The sequence below is a fragment of the Actinocrispum wychmicini genome, from assembly GCF_004345645.1.
GTDB classification, from domain to species: Bacteria; Actinomycetota; Actinomycetes; order Mycobacteriales; family Pseudonocardiaceae; genus Kibdelosporangium; species Kibdelosporangium wychmicini.
This window is the reverse complement of sequence record NZ_SLWS01000007.1, coordinates 604,423-617,532: the sequence shown is the minus strand read 5'-3', so window position 1 is coordinate 617,532 and position 13,110 is coordinate 604,423. Positions and strand designations below refer to the sequence as shown.

Here is a 13,110-nt window from a genome sequence, read left to right as displayed (position 1 = left end):
ATCCGCGACCTCAACCACGAACGTTGACGTCATCCGACCAGGCTCCTGGGAATCGAGTAGCGGATGTTCGAACGGTTCACCGACCGCGCGCGGCGGGTGGTTGTCCTGGCCCAGGAAGAGGCCCGGCTGCTCAACCACGACCAGATCGGCACCGAGCACTTCCTCGTGGGCTTGATCCTGGAGAATGAGGGTGTCGCGGCCAAGGCGCTCGAGTCGCTGGGGATCGCGCTGGAGGGTGTGCGGCAGCAGGTCGAGGAGATCGTCGGCCAGGGTCAGCACGGTCCGAGCGGGCATATCCCGTTCACGCCTCGGGCGAAGACGGTGTTGGAGCTGTCGCTGCGGGAGTCGTTGCAGCTCGGGCACAACTACATCGGTACGGAGCACATCCTGCTCGGGTTGATCCGGGAGGGTGCGGGTGTGGCCGCGCAGGTGCTGGTCAAGCTCGGTGTTGATCTGAACCGGGTCAGCCAGCAGGTGCTACAGCTGCTGTCGGGGTACCAGCAGGCCGAGCTGGGCTCCGAGGGGGCGGGCACGCCGTCCTCGTCGCTGGTGTTGGACCAGTTCGGCCGCAACCTGCTCGCCAGTGCCCGGGAGGGCAGGCTGGATCCGGTGATCGGCCGCTCGCAGGAGATCGAGCGGGTCATGCAGGTGCTGTCCCGCCGGACCAAGAACAATCCCGTGCTCGTCAGCGAGCCCGGCGTCGGGGCCACCAAGGTGGTGGAAGGTCTCGCCTGGCTCATCGTGCGGGGCGAAGTGCCCGAGACGCTGAGGGGCAAGCAGCTCTGCACCCTCGACGTCAGTTCACTGGCCGCCGGGTCGGCCGAGGACATCAGGGGTGCCATCAAACAGATTCGGACGCGTGGTGATGTCATCCTGTTCATCGACGAGATCCACACCCTCCTCGGCACGGACGCCGACCCCCAGCTGTCGGCCGCGCGGTCGATAGTCAAGCCGATGCTGATTCGCGGCGAACTGCAGGTCATCGGCGCCACCACAGCCGACGAGTACCACCGGTACGTGGCGAAGGACCCCGCGCTGGACCGTAGCTGCCAGCCGATCCAGGTCGGCGAGCCGACGCTCGAGCAAGCCGTTGAGATCCTCAAAGGTGTCCGCGACCGGTACGAGGCACACCACCGCGTGTCCATCACCAACCTGGCGCTTGTCGCGGCGGTCACCCTGGCCAGCCGGTACGTCTCGGACCGGCCCCTGCCGGAAAGCGCGCTCGATCTGATCGACAAGGCCGGTGCCCGGATGCGCATCCGCCGCATGCCCAGGTCGCCGGACCTGCGCGAGCTCGACGAGAAGATCGCTGACGTGCGCCGCCAGAAAGAAGAACTGATCGAGGCGCAGGACTTCGAGGCCGCCGCGCTGATGCGGGACGAGGAAAAGCAGTTGCTCGGTCAGCAGACGCAGCACGAGCAGCGGTGGCAGAGCGACGATATCGACGTGGTCCCGTCGGTCGACGAGGACGAGATCATCCAGGTCGTGGCCGAGGACACCGGGATTCCCGCCGACACGATTCGCGACACCTGGTCGCCTGAGGCGGAGACCTACCAGGAACCCACCGCCGACGAGAACGGGTACAACCTCCTCAACGATCAGCCCGTCGCCGACGTCGCCGGTGACCTCCTGGGCACGACCGAGACCGCCGAGGGCATCGCCTCGATCCTGATCCGCACTCCCTCGCCGTTCGTCATGGCGGTCGACGGCGGGTGGGGCGCGGGCAAGAGCACTTTGCTGCGTCAGATCCAGGCTGCGTTGCCGGACAGCCCCAGCCTGGTGCAGGTGTCGTTCAACGCGTGGACGGCGCGGGGTGAGAACGCGCTGGACTCGCTCATCAAGTCCGTGATCGCGAAGCTGGACGCGCGGCTGCTGCGGCGGTGGATCCGTAAACTGTCGAAAGGCCGCCACACCCTCGCCTTTCTCCGCTTCGGGTTCTCGGTCGCGGCCCGGTTCTTCGGCGTCTCCCGGCTCGCGGACGAGTTGTGGGCGAAGCTCGAGGTGAACGCCAAGTCACGCAACGAACTGCGGAACTGGATCCAGGAGATCCTCGAGGACTGGACCAAGAAGTCCGGCCTGCGAGCCGGCCGCAACCTGGTGGTGTTCATCGACGACCTGGACCGTTGCTCCGACGACGTCGTGGTCCATATCTGCGAGGCCGTGAAGCTCTACCTCGCGACGACGGGCGTGATCTTCGTGATCGGCTGTGACCTGTCCGTGCTGGCCCGCGGCGTTTCGACATCGGCCCGCGGCGGCGAGGGGGAGGGCCGGACCTACCTGGAGAAGATCGTTCAGGTCGTCTACCGGATCCCTGTCCCGGACCGGGCGAGCACCGCGCACCTGGTGCACAGCTATGCCAAGCAGGCGGGTGTCGACGGGTTCGTGGACAAGACCGTCACCAAGATCCTGGTGGAGCGCACGGAGGGCAACCCGAGAAGGATCAAGCGGATCATCAACAGCTTCGTCCTGCAGCAGAAGCTGAGCCCCGCCTGGCGAAAACCACCGCTGGGCAGCGGCCGGCTGATCATCGTGATCATCCTCCAGCACCTCTACCCGGCCGTCTACGAGTCGCTCGTCAGCAGCCAGACCGGGACGGACCCGATCGGGGAATTCCTGGACTACGCGGGAGTCCGTGCCCGCGTGACCGACCCACCAGGGGCCAGCGACACGTGGTGGTCCACCGCCAGCCGGGTGTTCCGGCGGCACGGGATGATGCTCCCGGGCCGTACCCCCGAACTGCGCGGCGAGCTTGTCACGAATCTGGAACGCCTGGAGCGGGGACTGCCCGCCCACTTCCTCGAACTCGCCAGCAACGAAGCCCTGACCACGCTGCTGCGCGAACTGGGTGACGTCGAGACCCGCCTTGCTGTGCGCGCACAACTGACCAGCCGTCCGCTGAGCACCGGATCGTTCCCCGGGGAGTCGTTCGACCTAACCTCCGAAACGGGGAACTGACATTCGCGGTCGGCACGTGCCGTAACAAGATCGTGGCGGAGAAAACCGGGCAAAAGCTGTCGTAACGATGTCCGTCGGGCCGCCGACATGGGGTGGGGACTGTTCAGGAGTCCGATACACAGGTGGCGTGCACAAGTATCGCACTGGTGCGCACATCCGATGGTGGGGTGGGATGGCGGGATTGGGGCTTGCCGGTTTCGGTCTCACCTTCGGGTGGCTGCTGGGTCTGATGTCGGGCGGAGACCGACGATCGCTGTCGCGGCCGGGTCCACTGGTGCTTGCCGCGTTGATCCCGGTTCTGGTGAATCATGTGCCGGGGCCGTATTGGGTGGTCGGCTTTTCGGCCGCGGGCATGGTGGCCCACTCGGTGTGGCAGTTCGTGTTGCGGCGGAATCGAGGTGCTTGACAAATCATGTCGGTGCAGGAGGCGTCCAGCCTGCAGTTGTGGGGAGCTGGCGGATTCGGTTCGCTGGTGGGCTGGTATCTGTATCACGTCAACCGTCATCGCGTGAGTTCCGTGCGGATCGCGGACCTGGTGAGCGTGGTCGGCGCGATCGGCGGCGGAGCGGTGTTGGCGATCTTTCCGAGCGGCAGCGATCTTTTCGGCGCCTACGGCATTGGTTTGTTCGCGGGGTTCTTCGGGTATTTTCTTGTTCTCATCGTGCTCGTCACACTGTCGCGGAACTTCGGGATCGACTACTTCATCGACGGGCGCAGAAGGCCGCCGGCGCCCGGTGAACAGATCCCGAGCGGACCGGACCCAGGCGCGATGGGGGACAACGGGGAGGGGCAGGTGCGTGGATGACGACGTGTGACAGCGTCCGGGTGGAGCGATGCCCCTAGCCGGAATCGAGGTCGAGTACGATCCGATCGTCCTGCCTCTGGACGAGGGGCTGTACCTTGGCGTGACCGTCCGGTCGACTCTCCACAGTGGATCAACGGCTGAGGGCGGCTATCTCTGGTTCGACTTCGCCAGGCCCCGGACGGCCGAACCACGGATCCTGATCCGCCGACAGATTCCGACGATCGCCTCGCATTGGGAGCCGCTGGCGCGTCGCGACGACGGCTACTACCTGATGCGCGTCCTGCCCAGAGCGGGTCGTGAGTCGACCTTGGTGTGGATCACGCCGAGACCTGACGACCCGACCGATCTGCGGTGCCAACTCGTCGGGCCGGAAGGTTCGCCCATCGCGAACCGCACGGTGACCTGGTCGACGGCTGGCAAGCCTGATCCAGCGGCCCGACAGAGACTGCGTGCGTGGGTGGCTCGCACCCAGCTGGTCGACCTTCTGGGTGAGCTCGTGTCGGCCTTGTCGCGCCGGGACGGTTCCGGAGCACGGCAGAAGTTCCGGGCAGCGCGGCAGCTGGCGTACCGGATCGGTCACCGTGGCGTTCTGGCCGCGCTCCAACGGTATCTACGCCAGCCCGACATCGAGCACGCCAGCTTGGCTCTCGACGTCGCGCGGGGGTTGGATGACGTAGTGTTCGGTCGCGGCGGGGGCTACGCACCCCCGTCGGTACAGACGGCACCGCCTGAATCGTATGCGCAAGAGGCCACGCACGTTGACGCCTTTCCCGCACGATTCGAACAGCCGATGCCGCAGGCCGGATCCGGCCGCGGCGCGAGGCCTGTGCCAGCGAGCGTCCCCGGAGCCATGGCCCAGATCCCGTCCGGCGCGGCCCCGACGGCCGAGCCCGAGGCCGTGGTGAACACCGGATTCGCTGACCCGGCGGCCTCGTGGGAGCCGTTCGAGCCGGACCAAACCCTCTGTACGGGCCAGGACTACCTCTTCTGGCTGGAGATCGACGCGGCCGACCAGCGGTCGATCGAGCGTACCCCGATGGCGCTGCCCGCCGAGCTGCCGGCACAGGCGACAGTCACCGTCGCCTTGTTCGACTTCCCCGGCGAGGTCGAACTGCGCTCGGGAGCATCCGTCGGACAGCTTCGGTTACGCCCCCGAGGAGCGGCCGAGGTCCTGCGCCAGCCCTTGCCCGTCCTGGTCGACCACTGGCCAGGGACCAGGCTCGCGTTCCCGGTTCGCATGCCGGCCCGGTCCGGCACTGCCAGGTTGCGCTGCAACCTGTACTTCAACCAGGTGCTCGTGCAGTCCAGACTCGTCCAGGTCATGGTGACCCAGCGGACGCGGCGGATGCCGGACGCGTTGCGGTCCGTTGTGGACTTCCGGATCGCCGACCCGGCGACCTCGCTGGCGGACACCACGATCGCGCACGCCGCGAGCCTGCACCTGGAAGGGGACGGGCGGGGCACCCACGAACTGCGCGTCGTGGCAGACGGCGGAACCGAACTGCTGTGCGCCGGAGCGACGATCCGCGACGGACAACTGGCCACCCAGATCAAGCTGGCCCGCTCCGCGCTCCAACGCGTCGCCTGGGGTACCGACACACCGTGGCGCGAAGGGCTCGTCTACCGTTATGCGACGCCAGCCCCCTACGCCCAACTGACCAGTGACCTGATCAACCTGGCGGTCAACGGGTTCCGGCTGCACCACCTGCTCCTGCGTGGGCTCGGCCAGACGCGCGGCACCAGCGCGTTCGATATGGCGTGTACGCTGGGAAAGGCGTTGCGGCGGCCGGGGTACGTCCAGTTCGCCCTGCGGGACGGCGCCCAACATGTTCTCCCCGCGGCTCTGCTCTACGACCTGCCCTTGGACACCCAAGCACCACGCATTCAAGTGTGTGCCGATTTCGAGGCCGCGATGCGCGCGGGGCAGGTACTGGGCGCGCCGTGCTTCGGCGGCACTTGCCGGCAGGTCGACGATCCTGATGACACGGTGGTGTGTCCCGGCGGGTTCTGGGGTTATCGGCACGCTTTGGGGCTTCCGGTGTCGGTGGGGCCCGCGGCCGGCCTGCCGAGCCATCTCGACGGTCGGGACGGCGGCTGGTTGACCGGCGGGGTCTACTGCGACTTCCAACTGGTCGACGAACACCGGACGGCCCTGCTCCACCTGCTGCCGGGCCTGCGGATCGAGCTGGCCGAGAACCGCCGCCAAACGTTCGACGCGCTGCGCGAGATCCAACCCCATGTCGTGTACTTCTACTGCCATGGCGGCGTCGAACGCGCGGTGCCGTACCTTCGGGTCGGCCGAGGGACGACGGAACCGGTCATCACCCCGGACAACCTGTTCCACAAAGGCATTCGGTGGGCCGAGCACCGCCCGCTGGTGTTCCTCAACGGATGCCGCACCACGGACCTCTCCCCGGAGAGCGCGATCGAGTTCGTCAGCTTCTTCGTGCAGGACGCCTGGGCCTGCGGCGTGATCGGCACCGAGATCACCGTGTTCGAGTCGCTCGCGGCCGAGTTCGCCGAGGAATGCCTTCGCGGCTTCCTCGCCCACGGGCTGCCCATCGGACTCGCGGTACGACAGGCGCGCATCGCCCTGCTCGCCCGCGGCAACCCACTCGGTCTGGCCTATGTCCCCTTCGTCGCGCCCGCGATCCAGTTCCGTCGCAACCACAAGGAGTTCGACCGCGCCGCGTGATCCGGAGCGCAGGTCGACGGCGGACGGGAGACGCCTGAGCACAACCGCTGACCGCCCAGCGCCCGGTAGTTGACAAGCGGCGCCCAGCGACTAAGTTAGTCAACTAACTAAGGAGGTGGCGATGGGAACCTGGTCCACAGCTGTCGACCCCGCGCGATTCGGCCCCTGGGCCCTGGTCACGGGCGCGTCGTCCGGTATCGGCCGGGGCTTTGCCGAGCGTGGGGTCAACGTCACCGTGCTGCTTCCTGGCGCCACGGCGACACCGATGCTGGCCCGGTTCGGCGCGGACAGAACGGCGATGGGTCGGCTGGCCATGTCCGTGGACGCGTGCGTGGCGGACGCCCTGAAGTCGTTGCGGGCCAACCGTGCCGTGCGGGTCAGCGGGCGGATGAACAGGCTCATGATGCTGACCGTCCCGCGCTCGGCGCGCACCCGCCTGATGGGTGCGCTGGGCAAGTCGATGGCCGGCGCTGTCGTGGACAGTCGAGGGACAGTCCAGGAGCGCTCATGAACACACTCCCAGTCCTGCGCCTTCGATCGCGGGTCGGCGTGCTCACGTTGGCACTGCTGTGCGCCGTCCAGTTCCTCGACATCGTCGACTCGGTGATCGTCAACGTCGCCCTGCCGTCCATCCAGCACAGCTTGAACTTCGCACCGTCGAACCTGCAGTGGGTCGCCAGCGGCTATGTCCTCACCTACGGCGGTTTCCTCCTGCTCGGTGGCCGCCTCGGCGACCTGCTCGGCGGTCGCCGCATGCTGCTCATCGGCCTGACGGTCTTCGCCGTGACGTCCCTGGTCGCCGGTCTGGCGGACTCCGCCGGACTCCTGGTCGCCGCCCGGCTTGTGCAAGGCATCGGCGCGGCGCTGATGGCCCCGGCGGCCCTGTCGGAACTCACGACCAGCTTCCGCGAGGGCAAGGACCGCAACATGGCCCTGGGAGCCTGGGGAGCCGTCAGCGGGATCGGCTCAGCCGTGGGAGTCTTTCTGGGCGGAGTGCTCTCGCAGGGACCGGGATGGCGATGGGTCTTCTTCGTGAACCCGCCGGTCTGCGCCGTGGTGGCGGTCGGGGCGATCGCCCTGCTGGCGAAGGACCGCGCGGCCAGGACCGATGGCAAGGCCTTCGACTCGCAAGGGGCGGTCCTGCTCGCCGGAGCGATGCTGCTGCTGGTGTACAGCCTCGTGCGGGCACCGGTCGTGGGCTGGGGGTCGATCCAGACCGTCGCGACCTTGACCGGATCGGCCGTCCTGGCCGCCGCGTTCGTGGTCAACGAACTGCGCAGCCGCAACCCGCTGGTGCCCTTCGCCGTGCTGCGGGTGAAGGGGCTGGTCGCGGCCGACCTGACGCAACTGATCGCCTTCGCCGGGTTCTTCTCACTGCTGTTCTACGCCACGCTGTACATGCAGGAGGTCCTGCACTACTCGCCGTTGCGGGCGGGCGCCGCCTATCTCCCGATCACCGTGGGTTTCGCTGTGGCCGGCGGCGTCGCCGCACAACTGATCACGCGGATCGGCACGCGCCCGGTAGTGGTGGTCGGCTGCCTGATCGCCGCGGCCGGTATCTGGTACGTGTCAAGGGTTCCGCTGGACGGTTCGTACCTGACGGACCTGCTCCCCGGGTTCCTCGTGATGTCACTGGGCGCGGGACCGGTGTTCGTCTCGATCACCGCCGCCGCGAACGCCGGCGTCCCCGCCGACAAGGCAGGCCTGGCGGCGGGGTTGCTGAACTCGTCCCAACAGGTCGGCAGCGCGCTCGGCCTCGCCGTCCTGTCCGCCATCGCGACCACCCACACGAGCCACCTGATCGCGGGCGGCACCGCACAGGTCGAGGCGTCGGCTGCTGGATATCACCGAGCCCTGCTCGTCGGCAGCATCTGCATGGCGGCCGCGGCGCTGCTGGCCCTGCGGATCGGCAACACCAGGGAGAAGGCCCCGATGGTCATGGTCTCTTGATCAGTCCGAGCGCACGTGTTGCGCGTGGATGAGACCGTCCGAGGCCAAGGTGTTGTCCGCCAGCGGAGCGGGCGAACTGACGACCACCGCCGCCAGGAGAAGACCGGCTGCGACCGCGGCCGCCAGCCGGATGAGCCGTTGACGAACTGTCATCCAGAAATTGTCGTCCGCGGGGCGACCGGTTGCTACCGCCGAATGAAGCCGCCCAGTGGGCTACGCGTACCGAGTCGCGGCTGACGTTCGTCACACGACGGATGAGGCCCTAGTTGGTGATCAGGTCGAACTTCTCCCAGGTGCCGATCGCGGTCCGGTTGGCGATCAGCGGTTGGGCGCCGGCGTTCTCGGCGCACACGTAGTTGTTGTCGGCCTGGGCGGTCAGGCTGACTGTACCGTCGGGGTTGCGGGTCAGCTGGAAGGTCTCCCATGGGCCGATGGCTGTGCGGTTGGCGATCAGTGGTTGGGTCCCGGCGTTCTCCGCGCACACGTACTGGTTGTTCGAACGGGCCCGCAACGCGATGGACCCACTTCCCCGATCGATCAGGTCGAACTGTTCGGCGACCCCGACCGCGGTGCTGCTCGCGATCAACGGCGAACCGTTGGTGGCGTTGACATATCTGTTGTTGGCCCGGGAGCGCAGGCTGACCGTTCCGGTGGTGCCTGCGGTCGGTTGGGTCGGTCGGGTGGCGGTGAGGGAGAGTTGTCCCTTGAGCATTCGGCCACCGTCCGCGGTGATCCGCAGATAGTAGTCCGATGTGCAGGCTGTTCCGTCTTCGTCGAGCGCGAGGATGCCCGATCCGGACGGGACCGCGCTAGCGGTCTCCGCGGTCTTGGCGATCTGGTTGCCCTCGTTGTACTCGTCGAACATGGAGATGTAGATGCCTTGCGCGCCAAGGCGAACCATGTTGTAGAACTGGCGCCACATGAAGTCGCCGTGGGCGCGGTGGCGCATCTGCAGGTCGCCGGGCAGCACACAGGGCTGGTAGTCGATCCCGTTGGCGTTACAGTCCGCTTGGTCACCCACGTTCGCGTTGGTGTAGAACCAGTCCGAGCCGGCCGCGTCGCCGATCCGGCCGACCATCCACGGTGAGTTCATGTTGAACGCGTGGTAGACATCGAGGAATCCCGGCCGTGAGTCGTTCGTGCCATTGCGCCACCAGGTGGGCACACCGCCCATCACGTAGCAGCCCTGGCTCTTGAACCAGGTGACCACGTCGAGGCACGTGTTCGCGTCCCATGGATGGTTGTCGTCGTTGAAGCCGAAGCCCCAGATGCCGACCACCGGTTTGCCGTTCTGCCTGGCGTACGCGGACGACGACACGTGCGCGGACATCTTGTTCGTCCAGTCCGCCTTGATCTCCGGCTGCATGGTCGGCCAGCCGGACACGTCGTACATGATGTAGAACTTGCGCCCGGTCGCTTCGGCCGCGCCGCGGACCTTCGCGGCCATGGCGTCGCGGGTCGGCCCTTCGCCACCGGTGGGGTTGAACCGCTGCAAGGCCGCCGTGTCGCAGCCGTTCTGCTGCATCCATCCGAAGTGGACGTTGACGGTCTGCTGGTCGTACGACGAGAACAGGGTCGCCGGTTGGCCGTTGCCGAGGTTGGCGTACGCGGTCTGGTAACCGCGGCCGTAGTCGCGCATGTCCGGCCAGCTCTTGATGGCGGTGTTGCCCGGCGACGGCGACTGGGACCAGTTCTGGGCCCAGTGCCACCATCCGTTGATCGGCGCGCCGTCCCCGGCGCAGGCGAACCACCCCTGGTAGCCCACGGTGATCTTGCCGACCACGTCGCCGGGTGTGCTGGCGGCCGCCGACAGGCGAGGGAACGCGCCGACCGCCAGCGCCGAGGTGAGCAGGGACCTGCGGGACATCTCCATGGTCACCCTCCTTGTCCGCTCGGGTGGACCTCGAACTCCGAGGCCTGCCCGGCCGGCCAGCCGGTGTTCGCGGTGATGGTGAGACGCACATAGCGGGTGTTGGTCGCCGGGACCGTGATGGTCACGACGTTGGCCGGCGAGGTGAACGTGTAGTTCGCCGATCCGACCGCGGTGGTGAAGGTCGAGCCGTCGGTGCTTGTCAGGACCGACAGGGTCTGCGTGCGCGTGCCCCAGGCCGTCGACGGCGGCAGCTTCAGCGTGATCGTGCCGATGCTGTACGCCTTGCCGAGGTCGACCTGAACCCATTGCGGGAAGGCGTTGTTGGCGCTCTCCCAGTACGTGTTCGCGTCGCCGTCGGTGGCGTTCGACGGCACGAATGTTCCGTTCACCTGGCTGCTCGCCGTGACCGGCGCGTGCAGCGCGATGTTGGTGGAGGCGTCGATGCCGCTGCCGGTGAGAGATGTCGCCGTCGGGCTGTTGTTGGCGTTGCTGTTGATCGTCATGCTGCCGTTACGGGTTCCAGTCGTGGTCGGTTTGAACGTGACCGAAACCGTGCACGTCGCGTGGACCGCCAAGGTGGCGCAGTTGTTCGTCTGGCTGAAGTCACCGGTCGTGCTGACGCCGGAGATGGTCGCTGATGTGGTGCCTGTGTTGGTCACCGTGACTGTCTGTGCGGGCGTCGTGTTGCCGACTACCGTTGCTGAGAAGGACAAGCCGCTCGGGCTCAGGCTCAGCACCGGCCCCGGAGCCACTCCGGTGCCCGTCAGCGGAACATTGTTGGCGATGCCGGACGCGGTGATGGACAGGTTGCCGGTGCGGCTACCTGCCGCAGCCGGGGTGAACGTGACGTTGACGGTGCACGACGCCCCCGCGGCGATGCCGCTGCCGCAGTTGTTGGTCTGGCTGAAGTCTCCGGTCGTGGCGATCGAGCCGACCGGCGCGGTCGCGGTACCACTGTTGGTGACCGTGACGGCTTGGGGCGCGCTCGACGTGCCGGTAGCCACGGACTCGAAGCCGAGGGCGGCCGGGCTGATCGCGATCCGGGATCCGTTGTCCGGCAGGTACGGCGGGAACGCCGGCCTGGTGATGTTCTGGCATTGCGTGGGCGCGAAGATCCCTGAGTTGCCGCCGCCGTCGGTCAACGTGAACCCGACGCCGCAGTTGTAGACTGGGCTGGGAGCCTGCGTGCCGGTGGCGGTGCTGTTGCTGATCGTGGCCGAGCCGCCGACCTGCTCCTGGACCACCCACGTGCCGGTGTTCTGGATCGTCGCGTTGGTGATCTTCACATTGCTGACCGACGAGCCGGACACGAACTGGATGGCCTCGTACGGGCTCTGCTGGATGACGATGTCGTCGACGTTGGTCAGGCCGGTCATCGCGGCGTCCCGGGCGTCGAACCACAGCGCGCCGACCCCGAAGTTCCAGTTGGGGTCCAGGCTGCCGGACCGGATGACGGTGTTGCGCAACACGTCCGTACGCCCGAGCGGGGTGGACGCGAAGCGTTGCGCCACATGGATTCCGCCGCCCTGGGTGAGGCCGGCGTCGATCACCCGGTTGTCGGTGACGAAGTTGTCGTGGCCGCCGTAGATGGCGATGCCGTTGGCCAGGATCGGGTACTGCACGGTGTTGTGGTCGAACGAGTCGCCACTGTCGGCGTTCTGGTCCGACCACGTCGCCAGGCCGTCGTCGCCGAGGTTGCGCAGGTCGCTGTTGGTGACCTTGGAGTTCGTGACGCCGTCGTGGAAGTTGACGCCGTCGGCGGTGACGTTCCGGATGCGCATGCCGGTGAACACCAGGCCAGTGAACGGGCCGTCCATCCAGGCGCCGACCTTCATGTGCTCGATCCACAGACGGTCCACAGTGGAGTTGTTCAGCGCGCCGCCGACGCCGTTGACCTGTGCGCCGTCGTCGCGCTCCTGGACGTCGCCGAAGATCGCGAAGTCGGCCAGGTGCACGCCGCCGCTGCCGGTCGGCGCGCTGTTGCCGTAGAAGCCCGGCGCGGCGCCGACGACGGTCGACCGCCACATGCCCGCGCCCTTGACCGTGACGTTGTTGAGGATCAGGTGGCCGGGGATCCGGAACGTGCCCTCCGGGATCCACACCGTGCCACCAGCCCCGGCCGCGGCGATCGCCGAGGTGAACGCGGCCGTCGAGTCCGCGGCGCCGGTCGGGTCGGCGCCCTTGCTGGTCACCGAGACAGCGCCGGACGGCTGGGCCGATGCGCCGGCGACGTTCTCGAAGTCGGCGAAGTCGATCGTGTACGACGACGCGGTGTCCTCAGCGTCGACCTGGAGCCGGAACTTGGTGCCGGCCGGGTAGGTGGTCGCGAACAGGCGGTGGGTCTCGTCGTAGAAATGGTGCGGGTTGCTGCCCGGCGAGTTGGTGAACGGGTAGCCGCCGTAGTACCAGCTGTAGGCGTTGGTGAGGGTGAAGTTGGCCTGCTTGGTGCCGTTGACGTAGAGCGAGAGGGGCGCGGTGTACACCGAGCCGGAGGAAGTGTCCGGAATGCTGTACCGGAAGACCATCGAGTTGGTCGCGGCCGGCGCGGTGAACTCCACGAACTTGCCCGCGCCTTGCAACGTCACAGCTTTGCGGTAGGAAGCCTCGGCGGCAAGGGTGTTGTAGTCGGCGGTCGGGCCGATGACCGTCCCGTTGGTCGACGAGTTCTCGGCCTGCACCTCGACGTACGGCAGGGTGGCGCCGGCACCGCCGGTCGCGGCCGCCGCCGCGGGAGCGGCCGTCAGGACGATGACGCCGGCAGCAAGGACGATGCCGGCGGCGAGCTCGCCGAAGCGGGCCCGCCTGGGTGAACAGTGGGCTGCGCCGAACATT

General features: G+C 67.5%; 9 protein-coding genes. 6 read left to right on the top strand and 3 right to left on the bottom strand.

Going from position 1 to position 13,110, the window contains the following annotated elements; genetic code table 11:
- Positions 1–63: 63 nt before the first annotated feature.
- The 6 genes from EV192_RS56950 (at position 64) to EV192_RS32690 (ending at position 8,405) form a co-directional block, all read left to right on the top strand.
- Positions 64–2,955 carry a Clp protease N-terminal domain-containing protein gene (locus EV192_RS56950; RefSeq protein ID WP_132122325.1) on the top strand — a complete coding sequence of 964 codons (2,892 nt, stop codon included), beginning with the start codon at positions 64–66 and terminating at the stop codon, positions 2,953–2,955.
- Positions 2,956–3,127: 172 nt separating this feature from the next.
- Complete coding sequence (locus EV192_RS32710; RefSeq protein WP_132122323.1) at positions 3,128–3,361, top strand: hypothetical protein; 234 nt, start codon at positions 3,128–3,130, stop codon at positions 3,359–3,361.
- A 6-nt stretch (positions 3,362–3,367) separates the two neighbouring features.
- The gene (locus EV192_RS32705; RefSeq protein ID WP_132122321.1) at positions 3,368–3,760 is read left to right on the top strand and encodes a hypothetical protein; all 393 of its coding nucleotides are present in this window, start codon (positions 3,368–3,370) and stop codon (positions 3,758–3,760) included.
- Between the two features lie 1,237 nt (positions 3,761–4,997).
- The gene (locus tag EV192_RS57500) at positions 4,998–6,455 is read left to right on the top strand and encodes a CHAT domain-containing protein (protein ID WP_424923406.1); all 1,458 of its coding nucleotides are present in this window, start codon (positions 4,998–5,000) and stop codon (positions 6,453–6,455) included.
- A gap of 121 nt (positions 6,456–6,576) precedes the next feature.
- Entirely contained in the window at positions 6,577–6,966 is a 390-nt protein-coding gene (locus EV192_RS55005) for an SDR family oxidoreductase (RefSeq protein WP_207926324.1), read from the top strand.
- A complete protein-coding gene (locus tag EV192_RS32690; protein ID WP_132122317.1) occupies positions 6,963–8,405 on the top strand; it encodes an MFS transporter in 1,443 nt (480 codons plus the stop codon). Before EV192_RS55005 ends, EV192_RS32690 begins: the two co-directional genes overlap by 4 nt.
- Here EV192_RS32690 and EV192_RS54230 read toward each other — a convergent pair whose 3' ends face one another.
- From EV192_RS54230 to EV192_RS32680, 3 genes are all read right to left on the bottom strand, one after another.
- Positions 8,406–8,558, bottom strand: a complete 153-nt coding sequence (locus EV192_RS54230) for a hypothetical protein (protein ID WP_165960743.1) — start codon at positions 8,556–8,558, stop codon at positions 8,406–8,408. It lies immediately after the preceding gene.
- A gap of 109 nt (positions 8,559–8,667) precedes the next feature.
- Entirely contained in the window at positions 8,668–10,278 is a 1,611-nt protein-coding gene (locus EV192_RS32685) for a lectin (RefSeq protein WP_132122315.1), read from the bottom strand.
- A gap of 2 nt (positions 10,279–10,280) precedes the next feature.
- Entirely contained in the window at positions 10,281–13,109 is a 2,829-nt protein-coding gene (locus EV192_RS32680) for a choice-of-anchor D domain-containing protein (RefSeq protein ID WP_132122313.1), read from the bottom strand.
- Position 13,110 lies beyond the last annotated feature (1 nt).